At 48.2% G+C, this 23940-nt stretch carries 23 protein-coding genes and 1 pseudogene; 17 read left to right on the top strand and 7 right to left on the bottom strand.

All coding sequences use genetic code 11. The annotated features are described in order from the left end of the window. Positions 1-139: 139 nt before the first annotated feature. The 5 genes and pseudogenes from T3H97_RS24750 to T3H97_RS24730 all read left to right on the top strand — a co-directional run. Positions 140-1378, top strand: coding sequence for a CynX/NimT family MFS transporter (locus T3H97_RS24750; RefSeq protein WP_250240744.1), 1239 nt, complete (start codon positions 140-142; stop codon positions 1376-1378). Next, the gene (locus T3H97_RS24745) at positions 1359-2510 is read left to right on the top strand and encodes a winged helix-turn-helix domain-containing protein (protein ID WP_328801171.1); all 1152 of its coding nucleotides are present in this window, start codon (positions 1359-1361) and stop codon (positions 2508-2510) included. Before T3H97_RS24750 ends, T3H97_RS24745 begins: the two co-directional genes overlap by 20 nt. A gap of 93 nt (positions 2511-2603) precedes the next feature. Continuing rightward, on the top strand, positions 2604-3965 hold the full coding sequence (locus T3H97_RS24740) for an MFS transporter (protein ID WP_328801170.1): 1362 nt from the start codon (positions 2604-2606) through the stop codon (positions 3963-3965). A gap of 62 nt (positions 3966-4027) precedes the next feature. Next, entirely contained in the window at positions 4028-4618 is a 591-nt protein-coding gene (locus T3H97_RS24735; protein WP_434784547.1) for a GNAT family N-acetyltransferase, read from the top strand. A gap of 130 nt (positions 4619-4748) precedes the next feature. After that, positions 4749-5350 (top strand): annotated as a pseudogene (locus T3H97_RS24730) (cation:proton antiporter); the annotation flags it as partial. Positions 5351-5469: 119 nt separating this feature from the next. Here T3H97_RS24730 and T3H97_RS24725 read toward each other — a convergent pair. After that, a complete protein-coding gene (locus tag T3H97_RS24725; protein ID WP_328801169.1) occupies positions 5470-6105 on the bottom strand; it encodes an NAD(P)-dependent oxidoreductase in 636 nt (211 codons plus the stop codon). A 259-nt stretch (positions 6106-6364) separates the two neighbouring features. On the opposite strand from T3H97_RS24725, the gene T3H97_RS24720 reads away from it, so the two are divergent. From T3H97_RS24720 to T3H97_RS24705, 4 genes are all read left to right on the top strand, one after another. Next, positions 6365-7318, top strand: a complete 954-nt coding sequence (locus T3H97_RS24720) for an alpha/beta hydrolase (protein ID WP_328801168.1) — start codon at positions 6365-6367, stop codon at positions 7316-7318. Positions 7319-7524: 206 nt separating this feature from the next. Then, positions 7525-8082, top strand: coding sequence for a glycerol-3-phosphate responsive antiterminator (locus T3H97_RS24715; protein ID WP_328801167.1), 558 nt, complete (start codon positions 7525-7527; stop codon positions 8080-8082). A gap of 57 nt (positions 8083-8139) precedes the next feature. Beyond that, complete coding sequence (glpK, locus tag T3H97_RS24710) at positions 8140-9630, top strand: glycerol kinase GlpK (RefSeq protein ID WP_328801166.1); 1491 nt, start codon at positions 8140-8142, stop codon at positions 9628-9630. Between the two features lie 228 nt (positions 9631-9858). Then, the gene (locus tag T3H97_RS24705; protein WP_328802874.1) at positions 9859-11562 is read left to right on the top strand and encodes a glycerol-3-phosphate dehydrogenase/oxidase; all 1704 of its coding nucleotides are present in this window, start codon (positions 9859-9861) and stop codon (positions 11560-11562) included. 116 nt (positions 11563-11678) lie between these two features. Here T3H97_RS24705 and T3H97_RS24700 read toward each other — a convergent pair whose 3' ends face one another. After that, the gene (locus T3H97_RS24700; protein WP_061830543.1) at positions 11679-12356 is read right to left on the bottom strand and encodes a CidB/LrgB family autolysis modulator; all 678 of its coding nucleotides are present in this window, start codon (positions 12354-12356) and stop codon (positions 11679-11681) included. Next, positions 12353-12724, bottom strand: coding sequence for a CidA/LrgA family protein (locus T3H97_RS24695; RefSeq protein WP_104497664.1), 372 nt, complete (start codon positions 12722-12724; stop codon positions 12353-12355). The genes T3H97_RS24700 and T3H97_RS24695 overlap by 4 nt, the downstream gene beginning before the upstream one ends. Positions 12725-12855: 131 nt before the next feature. Here T3H97_RS24695 and cidR point away from each other — a divergent pair, with 131 nt between their 5' ends. After that, complete coding sequence (gene cidR / locus T3H97_RS24690; RefSeq protein ID WP_328801165.1) at positions 12856-13743, top strand: cidABC operon transcriptional activator CidR; 888 nt, start codon at positions 12856-12858, stop codon at positions 13741-13743. A gap of 83 nt (positions 13744-13826) precedes the next feature. Here cidR and T3H97_RS24685 read toward each other — a convergent pair whose 3' ends face one another. After that, a complete protein-coding gene (locus T3H97_RS24685; protein ID WP_013312483.1) occupies positions 13827-14000 on the bottom strand; it encodes an aspartyl-phosphate phosphatase Spo0E family protein in 174 nt (57 codons plus the stop codon). 138 nt (positions 14001-14138) lie between these two features. Next, positions 14139-15215, bottom strand: coding sequence for a diguanylate cyclase (locus T3H97_RS24680; protein WP_328801164.1), 1077 nt, complete (start codon positions 15213-15215; stop codon positions 14139-14141). Between the two features lie 168 nt (positions 15216-15383). Between T3H97_RS24680 and T3H97_RS24675 the strand changes: the two genes are divergently transcribed. The 3 genes from T3H97_RS24675 to T3H97_RS24665 are packed head-to-tail and all read left to right on the top strand — an operon-like array spanning position 15384 to position 18901. Beyond that, positions 15384-17756 (top strand): helicase C-terminal domain-containing protein, encoded by a 2373-nt coding sequence (locus T3H97_RS24675; RefSeq protein ID WP_328801163.1) that lies wholly within the window; start codon positions 15384-15386, stop codon positions 17754-17756. Further along, on the top strand, positions 17746-18255 hold the full coding sequence (locus tag T3H97_RS24670) for a MarR family winged helix-turn-helix transcriptional regulator (protein WP_013312480.1): 510 nt from the start codon (positions 17746-17748) through the stop codon (positions 18253-18255). The genes T3H97_RS24675 and T3H97_RS24670 overlap by 11 nt, the downstream gene beginning before the upstream one ends. A gap of 37 nt (positions 18256-18292) precedes the next feature. After that, positions 18293-18901, top strand: coding sequence for a pentapeptide repeat-containing protein (locus T3H97_RS24665; RefSeq protein WP_328801162.1), 609 nt, complete (start codon positions 18293-18295; stop codon positions 18899-18901). 80 nt (positions 18902-18981) lie between these two features. Here T3H97_RS24665 and T3H97_RS24660 read toward each other — a convergent pair whose 3' ends face one another. Beyond that, positions 18982-19575, bottom strand: coding sequence for a hypothetical protein (locus tag T3H97_RS24660; protein ID WP_328801161.1), 594 nt, complete (start codon positions 19573-19575; stop codon positions 18982-18984). A gap of 211 nt (positions 19576-19786) precedes the next feature. Here T3H97_RS24660 and T3H97_RS24655 point away from each other — a divergent pair, with 211 nt between their 5' ends. After that, entirely contained in the window at positions 19787-20743 is a 957-nt protein-coding gene (locus T3H97_RS24655; RefSeq protein WP_061830535.1) for a nucleoside hydrolase, read from the top strand. Positions 20744-20884: 141 nt separating this feature from the next. Here the strand turns inward: T3H97_RS24655 and T3H97_RS24650 are convergent, their stop codons facing one another. Then, a complete protein-coding gene (locus T3H97_RS24650) occupies positions 20885-22069 on the bottom strand; it encodes a sensor histidine kinase (RefSeq protein WP_328801160.1) in 1185 nt (394 codons plus the stop codon). Between the two features lie 372 nt (positions 22070-22441). On the opposite strand from T3H97_RS24650, the gene T3H97_RS24645 reads away from it, so the two are divergent. The 3 genes from T3H97_RS24645 to T3H97_RS24635 are packed head-to-tail and all read left to right on the top strand — an operon-like array spanning position 22442 to position 23935. Beyond that, a complete protein-coding gene (locus tag T3H97_RS24645) occupies positions 22442-23047 on the top strand; it encodes a hypothetical protein (protein ID WP_328801159.1) in 606 nt (201 codons plus the stop codon). After that, the gene (locus T3H97_RS24640; RefSeq protein WP_328801158.1) at positions 23031-23561 is read left to right on the top strand and encodes a hypothetical protein; all 531 of its coding nucleotides are present in this window, start codon (positions 23031-23033) and stop codon (positions 23559-23561) included. Before T3H97_RS24645 ends, T3H97_RS24640 begins: the two co-directional genes overlap by 17 nt. Continuing rightward, positions 23558-23935, top strand: coding sequence for a DUF4280 domain-containing protein (locus T3H97_RS24635; protein ID WP_328801157.1), 378 nt, complete (start codon positions 23558-23560; stop codon positions 23933-23935). Before T3H97_RS24640 ends, T3H97_RS24635 begins: the two co-directional genes overlap by 4 nt. Positions 23936-23940 lie beyond the last annotated feature (5 nt).

The raw sequence follows: 23940 nt of genomic DNA, 5'->3' as shown, positions 1-23940 counted from the left end.
CTTGGAGCGCTGTATCGATCCGTCCTATGCATATGGCACGAATGCCTTTATAATTTAATGAGATAAAAATTGCTAGGCTCCAGCCGTACACTTGGTTGGAGCCTTTGAGCATAACACAGATGGATTGGAGAATGGAGAGATGAGTTCACAGCAACACCAACGAGCTTTGGTATACAAATCTTTGTGGCATGCCGGTCCTTGGGTACTTGCCATAGGGATCATTTTGGTAGGTGCCAATCTGCGCGCCTCGATTACCTCGGTAGGACCTCTTATCGGTTTGATTAAGGATTCTTTGCATATTTCGAATACACTGAGTGGCCTATTAACGACATTGCCGCTGCTGGCTTTTGCCCTGTTGTCGCCTTTTGTAGCCAAACTGTCGCGCCGCTTCGGGTCATCTCTTATTATTTTTGCGGCCTTGCTGCTGTTGACCGCAGGTATTGTGGTGCGCTCAACGCTGGGGGTGACTGCATTATTTGTCGGGACCGCCATGCTGGGACTGGCTATTGCCGTGTGTAATGTGTTGCTGCCCAGTCTGATCAAAGAGGAGTTTCCCCGTAACAGCGGGCTGATGACCGGCGTATATTCCGTATCCATGAATGTAGTCGCTGCAACAGCATCTGGTCTGAGTATACCGCTGGCTTTGAACGGAGGTATGGGTTGGCGTGGTGCTTTGGGAATATGGGGGATTGTGGGTGTCATAGGTATTTTACTCTGGGTGCCCCAACTTCTTAAGGCTCGCAAAACAGCCAATAAAGCAGCAGTATCTGCCCAAACCGTGAATGTGTATAAATCGTCTTTGGCTTGGAAGGTGACGCTGTTTATGGGGCTGCAATCTGCTTTGTTCTATGTTCCTGCCGCCTGGTTTCCTGAAATGATGAGAGGGCAGGGAATGGATTCAGAAACTGCGGGCTGGATGCTGTCCGTGCTGCAGTTTTCGCAAATGCCATTTACTTTTATTGTGCCTATTTGGGCGGCGCGGGTGAAGGATCAGCGGATATTGGTTCTGATTATGGCTGTGCTGTATTTCATCGGTTTGGGTGGATTTCTGATTGGGGCTACACAGTGGAGTGTGATTTGGGTCATTTGTATCGGTATAGCGGGTGGTTTTGCTTTCCCGCTAGTGATGATGTTCTTTAATTTGCGGACGCGGACACCGCAGCAGGCAGCAGAGCTGTCGGGTATGGCGCAATCCTTTGGGTATTTGTTGGCAGCGACAGGACCGACGCTGTTCGGTTATTTGCATGATGCGACGCAAGGCTGGACAATCCCGCTGCTGCTGCTCTTGTGTCTGAGTGTGTTGCTTATGTTTATAGGACTGGGTGCAGCCAAGAAACGATATGTCGGAGGCGAGGTGGATGATCAGGCTGCAATTTGATGCAGATGGCTACAGTGTGGTCTGTAATGCAGATCGTGTTATGTTGTTGGCTAAAGAGTTTGCGCTGTTGCGTTTTCTATACGATAACCGGAATCAGGTGTTCACCCGGGAACAACTGCTGGATCGTGTGTGGCCGCTGGAGTATCCGGTGGAACGTACGGTGGATGATCATATCTATAGATTGCGCAAAAAACTTAAGTCATGGGATGGGCTCCGTATTCATACGGTTAGAGGGTATGGCTACAGCTTGACCTTGACTGACGTGCAGCCACAGAATCATCCGTCCTTGCACGATCAGGAGGTGCAGGACGCCGTACATGGACTATTCCGGAAATACCAGCTGTTGGGGCAGGGGAATTCCATCGTAGCGCTGGCTGCCCAGCAGGAGCAGATGGGTTTTCAAATGTCCGCCTTTTATCAAATGTATACCCGTTTTGTACAGGCGGATGTGTCTTGGTTCTTGAAGCGGGAGGATTTTGCCCCTGTAGACCGATTGTATTGGATGTTGCTGCTATATACGGGCACAGCAGGGGTAACGGATGAGGGGCTTGCTCTATGTGAGTGTGCGCTTTCCAGCAGGCTGCTGTCCAGTGAACAGGAACGGGAATTACGTATTCTCAACATCCTGGAGGCTTATGTGGAAAATGGAGAACCTGAACGTGCACAGGAAGGTCTACCACTTACCTTGAGGGTAATGGAACGGGATAATCTCGATAATTTTGTGATGCCTGTTGCACTGATGGAGATGTACATGCATCTGGTTTCCGATCATATGGAAAAGGCTGCGGAACTGTCTGATCGTCTGGAAGGCATGCTATCGGAGGCTCCGTATTTACGCGAACTGGGCCGTTATCGCATGATGCGCGGACTTATGCTTTTGCGCACTGGAGATGTGAACAATGCCGAGCGGCTCATGGATGAAGGGCTGGATACCCTTGATATGGCTAAACAGGAATTGCTAAAAATCAAAGCGGTCTGCCAAATCCGCGGTTTTTTGAAGCTCTGCGGCTCCTACCCCACGTTGGAAGAGAAATATGCAGCTCAATATGATCGGATTGACCGGGACAACAGTTTAACACGGCATCGTCAGGCGCTAAGGCGCTGGTTGGAGCAAACACTTTCTGTCGTCTAATGTTTTTAGCTGTCTGATTTTCCTCTGATATAGACCCGCTAGAATGTTCTTATTGCTAAAAGAAGCTGAAAATGAGAGCAGGGTGAGTAGATAATGAAGGAAAAGAAAGAACTGCAATCAACGCCTAGCATTTGGCGCAATGGCCGTTTTCGGCGGATGTTTGCGGCGCACACGGCTGCCTCCTTTGGCGATTGGTTTGATGCTATCGCCATTCAGGTGCTTGTTGCCTATCGCTGGGAAGCCGACCCTATGATGATTGCACTGATTCCGGTAGTGATGGCCCTACCGGGTCTGCTGCTGGGTTCCATCGCGGGCACGTTAGCCGACCGGGTTCACAAGGCCCGGCTGATGATCGTCTGCGATGCAGCTATTGCCTTATTGACGCTGGCCATTCTCGCCGTCCCGGGTCCGGTGTGGCTGCTGCCTTTGCTTGGTCTGCGCGCGGCGGCTGGCGTATTCCAAATGCCTTCACAGCAAGGCTTAACCCGCACGGTAGTCGCCAGCGACGACCTGTTTCGGGCGACGTCGCTGAATGGGCTGGTCAATCAGGCCTCTAAAGTGGCGGGGCCATTACTGGGCGCTATGACCTTGACTGTGTTGTCCCCCCAGGCATGCATTATTCTCAATGCATTGCTGCGTCTCTGTTCCGGCCTGCTGCTGTGGCCGCTGCGGGGAATCGGTCCGGCGCTGGTCCGCGCAGACCAACAAGCTGTTGCAGCCGGGCAGCAAGGAAAGTCGACTGCGCATACAGTGCCTGAGGTTGATGAAGCCAAAATGCGGGAGGAGCATGTCCGCGCATCTCGTTTTTTCAACCAATGGCGTGAGGGCTGGGCGTTCTTATGGCGCAGTCGAATGCTTTTGCATACGCTCATATTCGGACTTTTCGGCTTAATCGCCATTCTCATGATCGACTACCAGTTCCCTACATTGCTGCGAGTGCTCGCTCCGGGTAATGAATCGCTGCTTGGCTGGCTGGTTTCAGCCATTGGTGCTGGCGCCGTCGGCTGCATGCTAGTGCTTAATCGCTTGAATCGCATAAGCGCAGGCTGGGGGCTCGGTGGTGGATATGTGCTGGTTGGCGGAGCTATTGCTGCTTTAGGCTGGGCGCAACCCGGAACAGGATTGCCTGGACTGCTTATGATCGGGGCCGTGCTAGGCGTGGGCAACGGCCTGTACATTATCACCCAGAATTATATATTACAAGCCAAAACCCCTACTGATATGGTGGGACGCGTCTTTGGTATCCAAAGTACCGTGATTGGAGCAATCATGGTCATTTCCCCGCTTGCGGGGGGAGTATTGATCCGAATAGCAGGGGCGGGAACGGCTTTTGTCTGGATCGGGATGACTGTTGGAATCTTGGGTTTGGCAGGCCTGCTGCTTCAATCCGTAATTTGGCGCGAGTCCCTCGCTGATTCTAGCCTGACTACGGAGCAAAATGCAGACCTTGCGTAGTCGAACTTGCGTAATAATTTGCTTTGATTTTCGTCATTTATATTTTTAGCATGGGAGAGATCATGATGACTCAACAAACTTCAGCCTCAGAGCCTGTGGCACGGTTACTTGAAGGATCACGGGTGTACTTGCGTCCCGTTAACGTAGAGGACACTGAGCTATACTATAATACATTGTTCCATCAGGATGTGCGGAGGCTGACAGGCACACAACGCAGCTTTACCAAGGATCAAATAGCCCGTTATATTGAAGCTAAAGGACAGGATGCCTCAAGCCTGCTGCTGTTGATTGCGCTTCGCGAAGATGATCGTGTCATTGGGGATATAGCCCTGCAGGATATGGATAGCCTGAACCGCAGTGCCAACATCCGTATTGCGATCAATGAGCAGGGAAATCAGGGGAAAGGCTACGGCACCGAAGCGCTTGTACTCATGCTGGGTTACGGATTCGGTATCTGTAATCTGCATCGGATTGAGCTGAATGTATTTGATTTTAATGAACGCGCCATTCGTTGCTATGAAAAGGTAGGCTTTCAGCGCGAAGGTGTGCAGCGGGATGCTTTATTCTACAATTATGAATACCATGATTCGATTCTGATGAGTATGCTGGACCACGAATACCGCAACCGCTATGTGAAAAAAGCAGAAAATTGATTCAACACGTTTACACGGGTTTGCAGAAGAGATAAAATTGCTTGTTTGCGCAAGTATGACCGACAACATCAAATGAATATATGAACTACCGGAGGAGCCTGTCACCAAGGCTCCTTTATGTCTTTTTTAGGGGAACCTGCTGCTGATGTTCATTGCTGGACTGGAGACGGGCCTGGATCAACTTCGACGTAACTGGAAGCCTTTGGATTCTCGGTGCATGAAGGCTGGTTTCTAGGAATTTGGGTGCGCAGTGCTAGATGATGTGCTTGTCGTGGTGCTGCTAGCGGTAGTAATGAATATATTCGGTATGGGTGGAGAAACTTCGCTGGGACTTCTTGTTGGCAAAAAGCTAGTTTTCTTCGTCGTAGCTACGGATTAAATGTTTCCTTTGAGGGAGTAGGGCAGCAGCTCGGATTTGTTGTTGTTTTGACACTGATTGCGCTGGTGACAAAGCTAATTGGGGGAGGTCTCGGGGCGCGGCTGACGGGCTTCGATAACCGTTCTGCCCTTGCGATCGGCTCCGGGATGATATCTCGCGGCGAGGTCGCACTTATTATCGCAGCTACCGGTCTACAGTCGGGCCTGTTGGCACAGCAATATTTTACCTCGGTGATCATTGCCATCATTCTGACGACCTTGGCTTCGCCTCCGATTCTCAAGCTGTGTTTTAGCGATAAGAAGAAGACTTCCGCTCACGATACAGAACAGAAGGTCAGCACGGACAAGTCATAACGAGAGTATCAACAGGTCATAACAAAAAGACCCTTCAGGTTCAATTTCTCATAGCGTGCAGCGTGAGAGAATGGGCGAAGGGTCTTTTTTATGCTAAATGTGCTGCAAGAATAGAGATATTAGGACTCGGACACCACAGTGAAACGTTGGTTCAGATGTTGCGGTTTTTCGATTTCGTCCACTACAGCAACGGCATAATCTTCGTAGCTGACATAGCTTGCACCTTTGGAATTAACCAACAGTGTGTCTTTTCCTACTTGGTAAGAGCCTGTACGTTTACCCAGTGCAAATTCCGCAGAAGGGCTAATAAAAGTCCAGTTCAGGTCGCTGGTACCACGCAAAATTTCCAGGTTTTTTCCTTGGTTGTTGGCTGTTGGATATACGAAATCAGGGAAGCCAGGAGCGTCTTTTACCAAAAGTGTTTGGGATTCATCAGAGAACAAGCTGCCTGCACCACCTACGACAATCAGGCGAGTACCGGATACATTACGCAGGGCTTCAATCAGTACGTTACCTGCATCGACATGCAGATGCTCTTGTCCGAGTGGAGCGGCAAATGCATTAACGACTACGTCAAAACCTTTCAGATCTTCTGTTTTCAGATCAAAAACGTCTTTTTGTACTACAGTAGCACGATTTTCTGTTACTTTAGCCGAGTCACGGACGATGGCGGTTACTTCATGTCCTCTGTCTAATGATTCTTTTACGATATTACTTCCTGCTTTACCGGTTGCACCAATAACTGCAATTTTCATAATAGATAGCCTCCTATAAATATGATGTGGATGATTCATTCGTTTGATCGTAAGTGTACCCAGTGCATTTACGAACTTTAATATGTAACTATTATAGTTACAATATAAAATAAAAGTCAAGCTCTTCTGTTGGACAAACTAAAGTCCTCCGATTGGAAAGAGAGGAACTCGTTTAAGTATATAAGGTGAAGCTGAATGAGCAAACTTAGCCATATTGGATATATGTAGACCACAGATAAGAAAGGAAGAGTGAACCGATATGAGTAAAAAAGTACAGCTTGAACCCGCAGCACAGAAATTTGCAGACGATAATGCCAAGCCTCCGTTTCTATATGATTTGGGTCCTGAAAAAGGACGTGAAACGGTCAATGAGGTTCAATCCGGCCCGGCAGACAAACCTGCCGCAGATGTAGAAGATCTAACTATTCCAGGTGGGCCTGGCGGTGAGGTGAAGGTCAGAATTGTTCGCCCACAACAAGTGACAAGCGATCTCCCGGTCATTGTATATATTCATGGAGCAGGCTGGGTATTCGGTAATGCCCATACGCATGATCGTCTGATTCGTGAATTGGCAGTCGGCTCACAGGCAGCCGTTGTATTCCCGGAATACAGCTTGTCACCTGAAGCTAAATATCCGACGGCGATTGAGGAAATTTACGCGGTCGTTCAATGGGTGGCACAGCATGGGCGCGAGCATGGACTGAAGCCCGATACGCTGACGATAGCCGGAGACAGTGTCGGCGGTAACATGACCGCGGCCGTAACGCTGCTGGCCAAAGAACGCAGTGGTCCTGCCATCCGGCAGCAGTTGTTATTTTATCCGGTGACGGATGCTTCCTTTGATACAGAGTCATACCAGGAGTTCGCCACAGGATATTTCCTGAGCCGCGAAGGAATGCAATGGTTTTGGGATCAATATACGACGGATCCCAACGAACGAGCGCAGATCACGGCGTCCCCATTACGTGCCACCACAGAACAGCTCAAAGGGCTACCGCGTGCGCTGGTCATTACAGGCGAGGCCGATGTGCTGCGCGATGAAGGTGAGGCCTATGCGAACAAGCTGCGTGAAGCGGGGGTAGATGTGACCGCTGTACGCTTTCAGGGCATCATTCACGACTTTGTGATGCTGAACCCATTGTCGGAAACCGCGGCCAAGCGCGGTGCAATCACGCTTGCTACCTCATGGCTGCGCCAAGGGTTTGAGGGCTAGTACACTATAGAGCGTTTTAAGGGTGCCGTCGTGTGATTCGATCCAGTTCCTTTGAACGATTAGGCTGTCTTCTTCCTGCTGACATCTATTGCAGGGAAGGCAGCCTTTATACATATCTGCAATGAAACCGCTTCACGTTCGTCGAACAGAGTGATAATATAAAATTTGAACGAGTTTGACCGACATTCAGCCTAAGGGGGATATCCATGCCATTTCAGGGACAACGCATTTTACCTGCAGCTAAGCATATGAAGCAGCTGGAGAGTATTTTGGGCAGCTCTTATGAGTATGCGGTTTTTCTGGATACGCATGTAGCGCAGCTGCGCAACCTGTACCAGATGGCTAGGAGTCGCAGCAAGCAAATGCTTCTGCATGCCGACCTGGTGCAAGGCTTGAAGAATGACGAGTATGCGGCTGAATATTTGTGTCAGGAAATTAAGCCATTTGGGATTATTTCGACCCGATCCGGGGTGATTGCAACCGCTAAAAAGAAGGGGATTCTTGCTGTACAGCGGGTGTTCCTGCTCGATACGATTGCGCTGGAAAAAAGCTACGCGCTGGTGGAAAAAACACGACCCGATTATATTGAGGTGCTGCCCGGTGTTGTTCCACCGATGATTAAGGAGGTCAGCGAACGCACGGGCATTCCTATTTTGGCGGGCGGACTTATTCGCACCCCAGAGGATGTGGAAGCGGCGTTGGCTGCGGGTGCTACAGCAGTTACGACCTCCAATAAACAACTGTTCGAGCATTATAAGCAATAGCTTTTATTTGAATCAAGTGGGCGACAATACATAAATATGCAAGGAGGCTGGGAAACGATGGAGCAATACATTCTTGCCTTGGATCAGGGCACAACCAGTTCGCGGGCCATCTTGTTTGATCGGCAGGGAAAAGTGGTGTACAAGGCACAACGGGAGTTCCCACAGTATTTTCCCCAGCCGGGGTGGGTAGAGCAAAACGCAAATGAAATATGGAGCTCTATTTTGGCCGTCATCGCCTCCTGCCTGTCGGAATCAGGTGTGAAAGCCAGCCAAATTGCCGGGATTGGTATTACGAATCAACGGGAAACCGTAGTGGTGTGGGATAAACATACGGGTCTTCCTGTATATCATGCCCTGGTATGGCAGTCACGGCAAACAGCCGGGATCTGCGAGGAGTTGAAAAGCCGTGGATTTGACCATATTTTTCATAGCAAAACGGGACTACTCATTGATCCCTACTTTTCGGGCACCAAGGTCAAATGGATACTCGACAACGTCCAAGGGGCACGAGACCAAGCGGAGCGCGGGGATTTGCTGTTTGGTACGATTGATACCTGGCTAATCTGGAGATTGTCCGGTGGTAAAGCACATGTAACGGACTACTCCAATGCGGCCCGCACACTCATGTACAACATTTATGAGCTAAAATGGGATGAGGAGCTGCTGGATATTCTCGGCGTTCCTGCGTCTATGCTACCAGAGGTGAAATCATCTTCTGAGATATATGCGCATACGGTGGATTATCACTTTTTTGGGCAGGAAATCCCTATTGCCGGAGCGGCGGGCGATCAGCAAGCAGCTCTGTTCGGTCAGGGATGCTTTGACAAGGGCATGATTAAAAATACTTACGGTACGGGATGCTTTATGCTGATGAATACCGGAGATGAACCCTGTGACTCGGAACATGGACTGATTACGACCATTGCATGGGGGCTGAATGGTCAGGTGAAGTATGCGCTGGAGGGCAGCATTTTTGTAGCCGGGTCTGCTATTCAGTGGCTGCGTGACGGGTTGCGCATGTTTCGCGAGTCCAAAGATAGTGAAGCGTATGCGGCGCGTGTGACTTCGACGGAAGGGGTATATTTTGTCCCGGCTTTTGTGGGTCTGGGCAGCCCGTATTGGGACAGTGACGTGCGCGGCGCGACATTTGGTTTGACACGGGGAACGACCAAGGAGCACTTTATACGAGCGGTACTGGAATCGCTGGCTTACCAGACTAAAGATGTCCTAACTGCCATGGCGAGCGATTCGGGTGTACCTGTGCGTTCATTACGTGTAGATGGAGGTGCAGTGATGAACGAGTTCCTGATGCAGTTCCAGAGCGATATTCTCGATCTGCCTGTAGAACGACCTGCTGTGAACGAGACAACTGCACTCGGTGCGGCGTATTTAGCGGGACTGGCAGTTGGGTTCTGGAGCAGTCTGGATGAGGTCCGGGGATATGCGCAAAGTGATCATACCTTTACTCCGTCCATGAGTGAGAACGTGCGGACTGATCTTTATGGTGGCTGGAAAAAGGCAGTTCATGCCGCAATGGCGTTCAAGTAGAGACGGTTTTGCGGCAGAAGGCAGCCATCTGGTAACAGGCAGATTTCCCTTTTCATAGTGTATCGTGTGTGCTACGATATAGATAAGTTAATACTCGTCAGGAGACTTGGAGAGACCATGAACCGCTCGGCATCCGCCGCAGCGATGTTCGTGGTCTTTTTTTGTACCTTATGATGATTCGGTTGGCAGTTTGTATCGTGAATATATACAAAGCTGGAGGGATACATGATGGGAGAACAGGGATTTGCTGCGCAGGAGAGAACGGCTGTTTTGGAACGTATGGGAGATGAGCATTTTGATATATTAATCATTGGCGGCGGCATTACAGGGGCGGGTATTGCGCTGGATGCGGCGGATCGTGGTTTGAAGACAGCACTGGTGGAGATGCAGGATTTCGCAGCAGGTACGTCCAGCCGCTCGACCAAGCTAGTGCATGGTGGTCTTCGCTATTTGAAGCAGTTTGAAGTTAAGATGGTAGCCGAGGTTGGGAAGGAGCGGGCAATCGTATTCGAAAATGGCCCACATGTGACCATACCGGAGCGTATGCTGCTTCCTTTTCACAAGGGCGGCACGTTTAACGCATTCACCACCTCTGTCGGGCTGCTAGTATATGATTTCCTTGCCGGTGTTAAGCGTAGTGAGCGCCGTCGTATGCTGGACATCCAGGCTACGCTAGAGCGCGAGCCTTTGCTGAAGCGTGATGGACTGAAGGGAAGCGGCAGCTATGTGGAGTACCGCACAGATGACGCTCGCCTGACGATTGAGGTCATGAAGGAAGCTGTTACACGAGGGGCGCTGGCGGTGAACTATGCCAAGGCTGACAAGCTGCTGTATGACGAAGGACGAATAAGCGGTGCAAGCGTAACGGATCGGGTAACGGGAAAGCCATACGAAATTCGAGCTTCGCTGGTTATTAATGCAGCCGGACCATGGGTAGACACGTTGCGGGAAATGGATCGCTCCAAAGAGGGCAAGGTGCTTCGCCTGACGAAAGGTATTCACCTGGTGTTCGATGCTGAGCGCTTTCCGCTCAAACAGGCAGTGTACTTCGATACACCGGATGGACGCATGGTATTTGCCATCCCACGTGATGGAAAAACCTATGCAGGTACGACCGACACGGTGTATGAGGGGGATACGGCGCATCCTCGGATGACCGCCGAAGATCGGGCCTATGTGCTTCAAGCGATCAACGGAATGTTCCCGAATGTAAAGCTGACTGTTACGGATGTAGAATCCAGTTGGGCAGGGGTACGGCCGCTCATTTATGAAGACGGTAAAAGCCCTTCGGAAATTTCACGCAAGGACGAAATTTGGGAATCCCGTTCAGGTCTGATCACGATTGCAGGCGGCAAGCTGACGGGCTACCGGAAAATGTCCGAACTCGTCGTGGATCGTGCGGTACGGGAGCTGGGACGCATGCACGGGCAAAGCTTCCGGGCATGCCGCACCAGACATATCCCGATTTCGGGCGGCAGCGTAGGCGGCTCAGCGGGCTGGGACGCGTACGCAGGTAAGCAAACCGCAGCAGGTGTTGCGCTCGGCCTGTCGTCGGATATAGCTAGAGCATGGGCTACTCGCTATGGCTCCAACACAGAGCGGCTGTTTGCCATAGCGGCGCGCAGCATGAAGGAGGCTACCGAGAAGGAAGCGGCGCTGCCTGTGGAAGTGCGTGTCCCGCTCCTGTATGCGCTGGAACAGGAAATGACGGTGACACCGTCTGATTTTTTCATACGCCGAACTGGGGCGCTGTTCTTTCGGATTGACGAGGTGAAGCGCTGGAAACAGCCCGCCATCGCGTTGATGTCCGAACATGCAGGCTGGAGCGCCGCGCAAGAACGACAATATACGGCTGAGCTGGATGCTTACCTGTATGAAGCTGTAACGCCTGTAGAGGTAGAGGTGGAATCTGGTGACGTTAAAGCTATTTGAGGCAGCGAGGGAGGTATATCCTTGAGCCGTCCATTGCTTTAAGACATGGACTGAAAGCAAAGAAGCAGCGATTCTTCAATAACAAGAGAATCGCTGCTTCTTTGTATACAGATGGCTTACAGCATCAAGTGGAACAGGAACGGGGCGGCTGCCAAGGTAAAGAGAGCGGCGAGCACCATCGAGATGCTGGAAATCGTCCCCGTCAGTGAACTGAACTCGAATGCTTTGGAAGTGCCAGTACCATGAGCACCGGTACCGAGCAACACTCCACGTGAGACTTCATTTTCAATACGGAACAATTTTACAATCATCGGACCGATAATAAGACCGCTCAATCCGGTCAGAATAACGAATACAGCTGTGACCGTCGGATTGCCGCCAATCGTTTGCGATACATTCATCGCAATGGGTGTCGTAATGGAGCGCGGAATCAGGCTGCTCAGCAGCGAAGAATTCAGGTGCATCCACTTGGCAAGCGCCATGGAGGACAACACGGCTACAACGGACCCGGACAGCACGCTAAGCACGATTTGGGTCGCATGTTTTTTTAACACAGGGAAATATCGGTACAAAGGGACAGCAAATGCAATCGTAGCTGGCTGTAGCAGCATGGACAGCAAGTGGGCGCCCGAATTATAAGAACGGTAGTTCACACCCGTCAGCGTCAAAATCAAAATGATGACAACAGGTGTAATGAGCAATGGAGACAAATACACCTTGGGCAGTGTGCGGTACATGCGTTTGGCCATCCAGTAAATAGCGAGTGTCAATATAATACATAGAAGACCGGTCATGATGATTTATGCTCCTTTCGTTTACCAAGCAGACTGGCGACCATACCTGTGCAGGCCATCACCAGAAAGGTGCCGAGCAACACGACCAGCATGATGCTCATACCATCGTGTTCCAGCATCGGCCAATAATTCATAACGCCGACAGCGGAGGGAATAAAGAATAATAGCAGCTCGGCCAGCAACCAGTTTGCGCCAACTTCAATCCAGCTTAGTCGGACCCAACCGGCTTGCAGCAGAATAAAAAGGATCAGCATACCAATGATGCTACCGGGTACAGGCAGGTGGAGCCAGGAGACTACCGCGTTCAGGATGAGCGAAAAGGCCATCAGGACGGCGATCTGGAGGACACCGCGTATGAAGCTTTTCATATATAATGGCTCCTATCTTTGAGATCGGTTATTTTCAAACTGTAATGAAATTTTACATCACAAGCTTTCATGAGTAAAATGCATATAAAGAATGTAATCTATTCCGTTTGTCTATGGGAGAAGGTGTAGCTTTGGATATCCGACATTTACAATATTTTTTGGAAGTCGCGCGGTTGCGTAGCTTTACAAAGGCAGCCCAGAGCATGTTTATTACCCAACCGACGATCAGTAAGACGATTAAAAGTCTGGAAGATGAACTGGGGGTCGCTTTGTTCGACCGAATCGGCAAAAGAATCGAATTGACGGACGCGGGAAAGGTCATTGAGCTTCAGGCACAAGCAATTGTAAAGTCCTTTCAGAGCCTGTCCTCGGAGCTGAGTGATTTGATGAACCTGAAAAAGGGACATATCCGTATTGGCCTGCCCCCTATGGTCGGATCGAGCTTTTTCCCGCGTGTCATTGGAGAATTCCATAAGGCATATCCTGATGTGACTATTCAATTATTTGAGGACGGGGCGAAGAAAGTGGAACGGGACGTAGAAGCTGGGGCATTGGATATCGGGGTGATTGTGCTGCCTGCGGTTGGAGATATGTTTGAGACATTTCTGTTTGTGGAGGAAAAGCTGAATTTGCTTGTTCATCCTACGCATGCATTGGCAGAGTGCAAGGAGGTACCGTTATCCGCGCTGGCGGAGGAGGCGTTTGTACTGTTCCGTGAGGATTTTACGCTACATGACCGTATCATTGCCGAATGTGTCCGTGCTGGCTTTCAGCCGCGTGTAGTCTACGAAAGCTCACAATGGGATCTGATTAGCGAAATGGTTGCTGCAAATCTGGGGGTAGCGCTGTTGCCGGAGGCCATTTGCCGAGATCTGGATTCCGAGCGCTTGCGTGTTCTTCCATTGGTGGACCCCGTCATTCCTTGGCATTTGGGGATGATTTGGCGGAACGATCGTTATCTGTCCTTTGCCGCTAGAGAATGGATATCGTTCACACAGCAATTGTTGCGGACGGAATAGGGCGGGAAGTAGTCAGTCCGCGAGAAGGTGAGTAGGATGCAGAATAAAAAAGCTGCCCTGAGGGGCAGCGATGTAGCTTGCTTCTATGAGTGTGTTTGGTTGATTGCACGCTTGGTGTGAAGGTACTTGTCCATAATACGGTCAAGTCTGGAGGATTTGTCCAATACACGTTCATCTTTTAATCCGTGTAAGTCAGCCATGCGATTCAGTTCACGGCGTTCTTTCTCCATGAGTTTTTCCAATTGTTCGAGGTTCACAAAGCCCACCCCCCATGTCGATTGTAAGGCATGTCTCCACTAGCGGCAGAAGTTTTTTTTTTTGATAACGATGTTATTTCCATTTTACCACTTTTTATTAACAATAATCCAGCTTTCCTGACATTTAGCGACTAATATCTATGGTTTTGCCAGTTTCACCTGATTGCGTCCTGAACGTTTAGCTTCATATAATGCCTCATCTGTCTTTTCCAGTAAGTGCCTCGATGCTATGACAGGTGAACTGCCTGCTCCGATGGATACGGTTAGCGAGATCGAGGTTCCGTCATTCAAAAGAAAACGTTCATTTTCCACAGCTTTCCGAATCTTTTCGGCAAAGCTTGCTGCTTTCTGACTATCACAATTTCCAATCAGAATGGCAAATTCCTCTCCGCCCTTACGGGAGGGGTACGCCCTCGTTGTAGATTCCCGGGTTAACAGCATTCCCAATTGGCTCAAGACGGTATCTCCGTTCAAATGACCATACGTATCATTAATATTTTTAAAGTGGTCAATATCCAGCATCACGAGTCCAAAGGGTTGTTTTGTAGTCTTGGAAGTATGAAAGACCTCTTCAAATAGCGTATCGAAAGCACGCGGACTGTAGAGTCCGGTTAAATGATCCCGATTTGCAGCTTCTTCCAGCAGATGAACAGCCCGTTCTGTTTTTTTGATATGGGACATCATAAAATAAGTGAATAGGCCGCCAAGCAACTTAAAAGTTGTGATTATTATCATAGATTCATTACCAGGAGGATTAGCCACATAGAAAGTAGATAACAGTGACACTACAGCACCTCCAAGCACAGCCGACATCCACTTGCGGAGTGTTAGGCTTTTTTCTCGAATAAAGATAAGTGAAATGCCCAGTGTCATGAAGCAATTGACGGTAGCAGTCAGAGAAACATCTGTCCAACCACCTGTGATATAAATACGGTACAGGCTTATGATCAAGGTGGTCAGCAGACCGGATACCGATCCTCCCATATAAACAGATATGATAATCGCCAATTGGCGCAGATCGACCACAAAGTGCCCACGGATCCATAAACCAGTCATCATTAACAGAATGCCAAACAGACCCAGCATTAAACCGTTCATTACCCGATAAATGAATATATGTTTTTTTAGGTAACGTTCATATTTCCGGAAAAATAAATTTCCAAAGAATAAGAAGCTTGTTAATAACGCAAAATTGTTAATTAATTCTTTTAACATATCCCTATCCTTTATGCTGTATTGAGAGTTGTAGTATCGTGGGGAATAAAGCAAAAGGCCTCGTTTCTATATTTCGGTAAAAAGTAGGCATGAGTGAATACCAATTGAATACAAACGATTCTTATGTCCCTTACGTTTCGTTTATCTACGTGGTACAGTGAAAGGACTATGACCGGAACGGGTGATCGTATGAAGGAACCAATTCACATATCGGTGCGTCCACTTGTGGAATATGTGCATCGGAGCGGCAGCATTCATAGCGGCTTTCGATCGAATAGCAGTATGCTCGAAGGAACTCGCGTGCATCAGGTTATCCAGAAAGGTTACAAGGAGCATGACCGCAAAGAAGTACATTTACGTACAGAAGTTCCGTATAAGGACGAATTGTTTATCATTGAAGGCCGCTGTGACGGACTGATTGAGCTGGATGGCGTATGGACGGTCGATGAAATTAAATCGATCTCTTTGCCACTCGAAGATATTCAGGGTGACGGCCAACCTGTACACTGGGCACAAGCATTTCTGTATGCCTATATGATTGCTCGTGAGGAACAACATCATTCGATGCAGGTCCAGCTTACTTATGTACAGGCACACAGTGAAGACATTCGCCGATTCAGACGGGAACTATCCTTTACTGAGCTAGAAGCTTTCGCACAGGAGATGATTGCTGGTTATGCTCCGTATGCATTCCTGCTGAGAGCACATGCGGAAAAGCGGGATGCCAGCATTGCTATGTTGAATTTTCCCTTTGACACGTATCGTTCGGGTCAGCGAACGCTCGCGGGTTCGGTGTACAAGACGATTGCCGAAGGGGTTAACCTGTTTGCCAAAGCACCTACAGGTATTGGTAAAACGGTATCCACCTTGTTTCCTGCGATTAAGGCGATCGGCGAAGGGGTGGTGAGACGAGTATATTATGTGACGGCTCGTACCACCACTCGGGCAGCAGCCGAAGAGGCTTATGCCAGAATGCAGGTTCAAGGGCTGCACATGCATGTGGTGACTTTGACTGCGAAGGATAAAATTTGCTTCAAGGATGAAAATGATTGTGATGCTGGATCATGCAGCATGTGCGAGGGCTATTACGACCGGATCAACGGTGCGGTTTCCGATATTTTGGCGAATGAGACGTTAATGACCCGGGCGGTGATTGAGCATTATGCGCGCAAGCATAAGGTATGTCCCTTTGAATTTTCGCTGGATGTGGCGTATGCCTCGGATGGTATAATCAGTGATTATAATTATGTTTTCGATCCACGAATTTCTTTGAAAAGATTGCTGGAGGAGCACAAGCGAAAAGGTGTTGTACTGGTGGATGAGGCGCATAATCTGGTCGAACGCGGCCGGGACATGTTTTCGGCGGAAATTTTGAAATCTTCTTTTTTGGAACTGAAACGGGAATTTAAGTTGCTAAGCCCGGAGATTGCTGCGGCTGCGAGTGCAGTGAACGCACATATGATTACGCTGCGCAAGCAATATGCAGATACAGGAAAAGCAGTAGAGACAGCAGCACCGCAAGAGGTACTGGAGCTGTTGGTGCCTTTTGTAGAAGCAGCTGAACGTGAACTGGTGATGGGCGGTAGTACAAGCTACGCAAGCGGTGAGAGTACGGCTTATGCATTGCTTCTAGATACGTATTTTACCGCTCAGAATATGCTGCGGATTGCTGCTTTATATGATGAACGGTACGTTACTTATGTGGAAGCAGGGCGCAGTGAAGTGAGGGTCAAGCTGTTCTGCCTCGATCCTTCTCACTTGTTGGGACAAGCTATTAAGGGCTACCGCTCAGCCATTTATTTTTCCGCGACGTTGACACCGCTTGCTTATTACCGGGACATGCTCGGAGCAAGTGAGGAAGATTATACGTTACAGGTTCCTTCCCCTTTCCATCAGGAGCAGTGGGATGTACGTCTGCTGCCGCTCTCCATCCGTTATCGGGATCGTGAGCGTTCCAAAGGGGCGATTGCGGATATGCTGGCTGCATTGGTTGTGGAACGGAAAGGAAATATCCTTGTATTTTTCCCGTCCTATCCATACCTGCGTGAGGTATATGAGGAGTTCATGCTTCGGGACGTGTCCGCAAATACGTTGGTACAAAGTCCGGGGATGACCGAACCAGAGCGGGATCAGTTCCTAGAGGCCTTCCAGCCTGGGCAAGAGCACACCTTGCTTGGCTTTGCCGTATTGGGTGGTGTGTTTGCTGAAGGTGTCGATTTACCTGGGGATCGCTTAAATGGGGTAGTGGTCGTCGGCGTCGGCTTGCCGCAAATTGGAGCAGAGCGGGATGTGCTGCGGGATTACTTTTCGGAACAGGGACGGAATGGTTTCAACTATGCGTATGTATATCCAGGGATGAACAAGGTCCTTCAGGCAGGTGGCAGGCTTATCCGCACAGAGCACGACGAAGGGTTGTTGGTTCTGGTAGATGATCGTTTTGCCAAGGAGCCGTATGCTTCTTTGCTGCCAGATGAATGGAAAAGCTACCGTTTGACGGAACAAGTGGGATTAAGGAAGGAATGGATAGACTATGAACTTTAATTTTCATAATGACTCCATACGCGGGGTGCTGCGTAGCTTTGGACATGAAGATGCCGAAGTGGATAATATAGAAACTTTTGTGACATTTGCACGCTTGGCTAACGGTATTTTCAGAGAAATGGATACGGATTTTAGCAAGTTGGGGGCTTCTCAGGGTCGGATTATTGTTCTTAGCCTGTTGCATTGCCACTCGCCGCATCGCATGACACCATCAGAGTTAGCGGAAAAAGCTGATGTGACGCGTGGAACCATGACGGGGCTGATCGACGGATTAGAGCGAGACGGCATGATTGAACGTGTGGCTCATGAGAGTGACGGGCGGATGGTGACTGTCGGATTAAAAGAGGCAGGACGAGAGCTGTTAAGTAAGATAGTTCCTTATTATACGAAGTTAATTCGGTCGTGTATGTCTGAGTTTACGCCGCAGGATCATAAGATGATGAAGGGTTTACTGGGAAAAATGAAAGGCGGTTTTGAGCGGTCCTTGCCGAAATGCTGAATTCCTAATATAGGGAATAAGGAATAGGAGAGAGAACATGTTCTTTTATACAGATGAGGTCTATGAAGCCCGTGATTTTGGTTCAATGGATGCCAGAGAAAGCGAGTGGAGAAATTGCGAGTTTACCCGATGTCGCTTTCGGGGTGTGGAGATGAATGAGTCCCTCGTGGAAGGCTGTACTTTTGTGGACTGTGATTTTACCGGAGCCATTCTGAATGCATCTCACTACAAGGAGTCGGCTTTTACCAATTGTTTGTTCACCAGCGCTAATCTGTTTGTAGTCCGGTTTGATAACTGCAAGCTGGTAGGTTCAGATTTTGCAGGGGCGAATATGGATGGTATCACAATTACGGGTGGAGACTGGTCTTATACGAATTTGCGTCATGCAGATTTAAGAAAACAAGATTTGCGAAAAATACGATTCAAGGAAGCTGACTTATCCGAATGCAATTTGGAAAAAGCAGATTTGCGGGAGGCGGATCTTACCCGGGTAAGACTGCACAAAGCCCATCTTCAAGGAACAGACCTGCGCGGTGCGAAGATGGATGGCGTGAATTTTAAAGATCTGGACATCACCGGAGCCAAGTTGGATATCGAGCAGGCAGTAGCGGTAGCTCGCTCCTATGGAGCCAAGGTGGAAGGCTAAAAAGCACGGGATACAAGAGCTGTCTCGATCTGCAGTACCCCGTGCGGGTGAAATGGATGGTTGACTCGAATGCGAAGAACTTAATCTTTAGGGGGTGCCGGCAGTAGTGGGGTTGCTGCTTCCGAGTCCCGGTTTGGCAAATGATCAACTCCCACAGGCTCTAGAGGCTGCTGTGGAACCGTCCAGTTGCGCGCGGTATCTGCGGCAGTTCGCTGCTCCAGCAAGCGTTTGGCTACTTCATAACATTGATCGACATGCCGATTGCCAATGGTTCGCATGGCAGTAAAGCCAATTGCCGCGGCTAGCCCTTGCCCCAGAAGGGGGACAAACTTGCTGACCTGCTTGGTAGCGATCCGAATACCCATTTTTTGTAGAATCTGCACGATGGCTTCACGGGTGATGAGCCGCCCGATCAGCTTGCTGCCAATTGAGGTGATAAAACCATACACCATGGATTTTGTTTCTGCGTCCAGGCCTTCCAGTTGCTTTTCAGATAATCCGAATTTTCCGTTAATGGCAGGCAGCAGCTGCATCAAAATGCCAACATCAGCAAGAACGTCAGCCCCTGGAACTGGAACCAATACCGCTCCACCCGAAGCTGCAGCCCTTTTCGTCACCATGGATTTACATTCTTTACGGATCTGCTCCAACTCTTCTATTGTTCGGGCTGTCATATGCATCTCTCCTTCTTACGCTTCCGATTAGGACCCATGATTCTACCCTGTTATTACACACATTTCTACCTATCTTAAGCATGGAGTAAGCAAAAAATCCCTGATTCACGCACTATCCCACATTTACTCCTGTGAAGCGATCAGGCATAATGAAGGGTGGTTGCCGATAAGAACAAGCCTGTTTTACGGGGATAAAGGAAGGAAGAGACAGATGAGTCAGACAAACGTTTATTTTAATCATGATGGTGGAGTGGATGATCTAGTATCCCTTTTTATGCTGCTTCAGATGGAGCAGGTTCATTTGACCGGAGTATCGGTGATTCCAGCAGATGGTTACCTGGAGCCTGCGACGGATGCCAGCCGTAAAATTATTGATCGTTTTGGACAAAATAAAGGGCCTGTGGAAGTCGCAAAGTCTAATTCACGCGGTAAAAATCCGTTTCCTGCCGCTTGGCGTTTACATTCCTTCTATGTGGATGCATTACCCGTACTGAATGAATCAGGGCGTATGGAAGCACCGCTTTCATCCCTACCAGCTCATCAGCATCTGATCGAAAAGGTACGCGGAGCTGAAGGTAAGACGCTGTTGCTATTCACTGGACCGCTAACCGATCTGGCGCGAGCGCTGGATGAAGCACCGGATATTGAAGCAAAGATTGAAAAGCTGGTATGGATGGGCGGCACCTTTGAAAAAGGGAATGTGGAGGAGCCTGAGCATGACGGCACAGCAGAGTGGAATGTGTTCTGGGACCCAGAAGCGGCATATCGGGTGTGGCAAAGCGGCATCACGATTGATCTGGTAGCGCTGGAAAGCACAAGCAAAGTGCCATTAACTCCAGCAGTACGCAATCGTTGGGCGGCTGAGCGCCGATATGAAGGCGTGGATTTCTTGGGTAATTGCTATGCTGGATGTCCGCCGCTCGTTTATAGCGAAACGAACTCAACCTACTACTTGTGGGATGTACTGACCACTGCATCCGTAGGACGCCCGGACATTGTCAAGAAAAAGACGGTGCATTGCAGCGTTATCGCAGAAGGTCCAAGTCAGGGCAGAACGGTGGAACAGGCAGAGGGACGTCCTGTGAACCTGGTATACGATACAGATCCAGAAGCCTTTTTTACGTATATGGCGGATTTGGCCAAGCTGGCTGCTCCCAAACGTTACTAAGTCTGACTATGCACAAACGTGCGGCATAGGGTGATAATACTGCCTAGTGACACGTACTCATAACATAAAGCCCGTGACGTTATGCGTCACGGGCTTCTATTACATGATGTGTCCTATAATTATCACAAGCTAGTTTCTATTTCATGCTGACTCCTGGTATGTTTTCAGAGTGAACTGGAGCGTTATTTCTGTCCCGCTACCAGGTTCACTGATCCCAGTCATTTTACCATTCATTCGTTTTAATAGATGTTTGGTAATCTGCCAACCCAATCCTGGATTGCCATATGAGGGGGAGTTCCCACGGTCATGCTCAAGCCACAATTTCAGTTTGTTAGGAGATATACCGATCCCAGTATCCTTCACCTTTAACTCCAGTTCAACCTCAGGTGCATCGGTCACGGATTGAGCGGTTGCAGATAAGATGACAGCTCCTGTGCTTGTAAACTTTACTGCATTATCTACCAAATTAATCAGCATACGGCGAATTTTAGCTTCATCCCCGATAAAAATAGGCGAGCTGGTGAGATTCCAGTCGAGCTTCAACTCTAGATTCCGCTGCGCGGCTACTTCTGTATACAGGCTCAACACATTTTCCATCATCGTTCTCAGATCAAATGGATCTTCAATATCATCAATCTGCTTGGATTCCATATGGCTGTAATCCAAAATATTACTCAATAACGTCATGAGCGAGCGACTGCTCGACTCCATGATGCTCATATATTGCTGTTGTTCCTCGGTTAACTCCGTCGTCAGCATGAGATCGGTGGCTCCCCATATTTCGGTCAGCGAAAACCGAATTTTATTACTCAGGGAAGATATCAAATCCAGCTTGCTCATGGAAGATATTTCAGCATCGATCTTGCCTTTCTCCAGTTCAACTACATACCCCAGAAATACGGCCATAGCCTGTAGTGCCTTCAGTTCTGATTCTGTCAAATGTACAGATGGCGCGTCCAAGATACAAATGGTTCCGTAAGCCTGACCATTTTTCATGCGAATAGGGATTCCTGTAAATGAGTGGTTTCCAATGGTTTTAGTCACATCTAAATCGCATGTGTGCGGGTGAATCGTCGTTTCTGAAATCGTGAGGTGATCGGCAGGATGGTCCAATACCAGACTGCAATAACTAAGCTCAAAAGGGAGCACATCCCCTTCCTTAACGAGCACCTCTTCCCTGTTAAATGAATCTACAATCACATTCGTAATGCCGTCATTAGTTGCAATAAAAATGGTGTTTACATGTAAAATATCACTTAGCACATCAATGACATGCGCGGTAGCCTCTTGAATACTATTATAAAAACCTGTAGGTGAACTAATCATGTATCTCCAATCCTGATGCAAAGTGGTGGTTATCCAAAAACTCTAGCAGTTTGTGTATCCCATTCCCGATCCTCTGAATGTGTTTTTGGAGCGTATCATTAATTATACATGATTATTTCATTATAAACCGATATTTCTACTTCCATTTACCTATTCGCTTGCGCAAACCTTCATTTCTTAGGTCTAATTCTAGCCTTTCTTGGAGAGTTTTTGTTTATATCATTACATATTCACGAAAATATATGATTATTTTCATTCTATTTTCATAAATTCATATGTAATCTCATGATATGAAAATTGTGTAATAAAACAGGAGGATAGAACCAGTAATATCATGTAAATATTCTATATAATAGGTTCAGAGGTGGAATTATGAATAGACTGGAAGCCCTAGAACACTTCCATAAGACCTATGCGGAAGATGTATTGAACCAGAAATTACATCAAGCAGCGTCTTTGTATGAACAAAGAAAAGATGAGCTCATCTCTTCTTTTATTCAATCCTTTCAATCGATCTGCCTACAAGCCAATTCCGCAGAATTGGCCAAGACAAGGATCGGATACATTACTTATTCTATGAGGCGCACGTATCTGATGGATCGCAACTATAACTATGTCGTCGAAGCCTATGATAAATATTGGTTCTTTGATCCTCAACCTTGTTATGGAACCTATGATGCAGGCTGGGCATTCAGCTTTTTGGGAGAATTGGAGGATGAATTGAATCAGCTTCGAAAACCCTATATGAATAAGATTTTTCAGCCTGATGTGGAGCGATTTGTACTCCAGGCTGCAGGGGAATTTCATCAATATATTCTGAAATTAGCGAAAGATGCTATTCAGCAGGCTGTACATTTACCTGAATTCAAGGCATTGAAATGTGAGAACGATTTGGAAGTAAGAATAGGGGAGTATAAAGGAATCAGTGAGGTGGTGTATTCAACAGCTTATGGAGTACTACATGATTCAACAGGATAATCGTATTACAGAGTATATATATCCAGTAGAGACGAATCGCAGGCAGTTGTTGGAATGGGCAGAAAGCTCATCATGTACTGATGAAGAATCTATTTTACAATTTTATGTATCAGGTGATGCGGACTATATTGATTTTATAGAGCATCCGGTATCCATCGTTTCTGAACAACTAAAGGAAATCTTTGATATATATCAATCCAGATTAAGTTGGAAGTTGGTTGTTTTTGCCGATATGCAGCGAATGCAGCAAACAAGGTATTGGCTGGCAAATCCGCCTAGCCTGATGTGTTTATCACCACGTAGTGAATATCATAGGGACGGTACACTGAAGAAAATCATTCTAGATGAATATAAAGTAGAGAATCATAAAATATTCAGGGTTCAGGATGCCAATTATCATATCATTGTAGATCTTGATGTGGCTGAATGTATTTTGAAGTTCAATCTGGCAGGCTTGAAATTACAAAAGGTCGATACAGAGGGGCCATCTATACAAAGGAGAGTCCAAGAATGAGTGAGAGCTATGTAGTGGATGGGGCACAGATACATTGTAGCTATGGAAGTCATACGGGAAGATTTAGTGTTTCAGCTAACAGGGGAATTAGTATTGGCGACAAACTGCAAGGGAATATTCAGGATTTTCACCCGCAGACGCATATCCCTTCTTTCGGAAAGTGCCGTAGTATGTATAATCCTGCAGTCTCTTCTGCTAACAAAGGAAATTCCGGGAAAATCATTCCGCAGCCCTGCAAACCGAGCGTTTCTATGCCTTGGTTGAATGGAAAAAAGGATGTATACGTAGATCAATCTCCGGCTCTTATGAGCTGCTCCACGAATTTATGCATGTGGTGCGGCAAAATTTCATTCACGACAGATGGGCAGGAATAGCTAAC

This window comes from Paenibacillus sp. LX16 (assembly GCF_036252815.1).
In the GTDB taxonomy this organism is placed as follows: Bacteria; Bacillota; Bacilli; order Paenibacillales; family Paenibacillaceae; genus Paenibacillus; species Paenibacillus polymyxa_B.
This window is presented reverse-complemented; position numbering and strand designations above follow the sequence as displayed.

Coding starts and splice junctions, on each gene's coding strand:
- glpK (WP_328801166.1), top strand. CDS start 8,140: ATGGAGCAATACATTCTTGCCTTGGATCAGGGCACAACCAGTTCGCGG.
- T3H97_RS24660 (WP_328801161.1), bottom strand. CDS start 19,575: ATGACAGCCCGAACAATAGAAGAGTTGGAGCAGATCCGTAAAGAATGT.
- T3H97_RS24750 (WP_250240744.1), top strand. CDS start 140: ATGAGTTCACAGCAACACCAACGAGCTTTGGTATACAAATCTTTGTGG.
- T3H97_RS24720 (WP_328801168.1), top strand. CDS start 6,365: ATGAGTAAAAAAGTACAGCTTGAACCCGCAGCACAGAAATTTGCAGAC.
- T3H97_RS24655 (WP_061830535.1), top strand. CDS start 19,787: ATGAGTCAGACAAACGTTTATTTTAATCATGATGGTGGAGTGGATGAT.
- T3H97_RS24640 (WP_328801158.1), top strand. CDS start 23,031: ATGATTCAACAGGATAATCGTATTACAGAGTATATATATCCAGTAGAG.
- T3H97_RS24670 (WP_013312480.1), top strand. CDS start 17,746: ATGAACTTTAATTTTCATAATGACTCCATACGCGGGGTGCTGCGTAGC.
- T3H97_RS24725 (WP_328801169.1), bottom strand. CDS start 6,105: ATGAAAATTGCAGTTATTGGTGCAACCGGTAAAGCAGGAAGTAATATC.
- T3H97_RS24735 (WP_434784547.1), top strand. CDS start 4,028: ATGATGACTCAACAAACTTCAGCCTCAGAGCCTGTGGCACGGTTACTT.
- T3H97_RS24745 (WP_328801171.1), top strand. CDS start 1,359: ATGATCAGGCTGCAATTTGATGCAGATGGCTACAGTGTGGTCTGTAAT.
- T3H97_RS24700 (WP_061830543.1), bottom strand. CDS start 12,356: ATGACCGGTCTTCTATGTATTATATTGACACTCGCTATTTACTGGATG.
- T3H97_RS24695 (WP_104497664.1), bottom strand. CDS start 12,724: ATGAAAAGCTTCATACGCGGTGTCCTCCAGATCGCCGTCCTGATGGCC.
- T3H97_RS24740 (WP_328801170.1), top strand. CDS start 2,604: ATGAAGGAAAAGAAAGAACTGCAATCAACGCCTAGCATTTGGCGCAAT.
- T3H97_RS24715 (WP_328801167.1), top strand. CDS start 7,525: ATGCCATTTCAGGGACAACGCATTTTACCTGCAGCTAAGCATATGAAG.
- T3H97_RS24645 (WP_328801159.1), top strand. CDS start 22,442: ATGAATAGACTGGAAGCCCTAGAACACTTCCATAAGACCTATGCGGAA.
- T3H97_RS24635 (WP_328801157.1), top strand. CDS start 23,558: ATGAGTGAGAGCTATGTAGTGGATGGGGCACAGATACATTGTAGCTAT.
- T3H97_RS24705 (WP_328802874.1), top strand. CDS start 9,859: ATGGGAGAACAGGGATTTGCTGCGCAGGAGAGAACGGCTGTTTTGGAA.
- T3H97_RS24680 (WP_328801164.1), bottom strand. CDS start 15,215: ATGTTAAAAGAATTAATTAACAATTTTGCGTTATTAACAAGCTTCTTA.
- T3H97_RS24650 (WP_328801160.1), bottom strand. CDS start 22,069: ATGATTAGTTCACCTACAGGTTTTTATAATAGTATTCAAGAGGCTACC.
- T3H97_RS24665 (WP_328801162.1), top strand. CDS start 18,293: ATGTTCTTTTATACAGATGAGGTCTATGAAGCCCGTGATTTTGGTTCA.
- T3H97_RS24675 (WP_328801163.1), top strand. CDS start 15,384: ATGACCGGAACGGGTGATCGTATGAAGGAACCAATTCACATATCGGTG.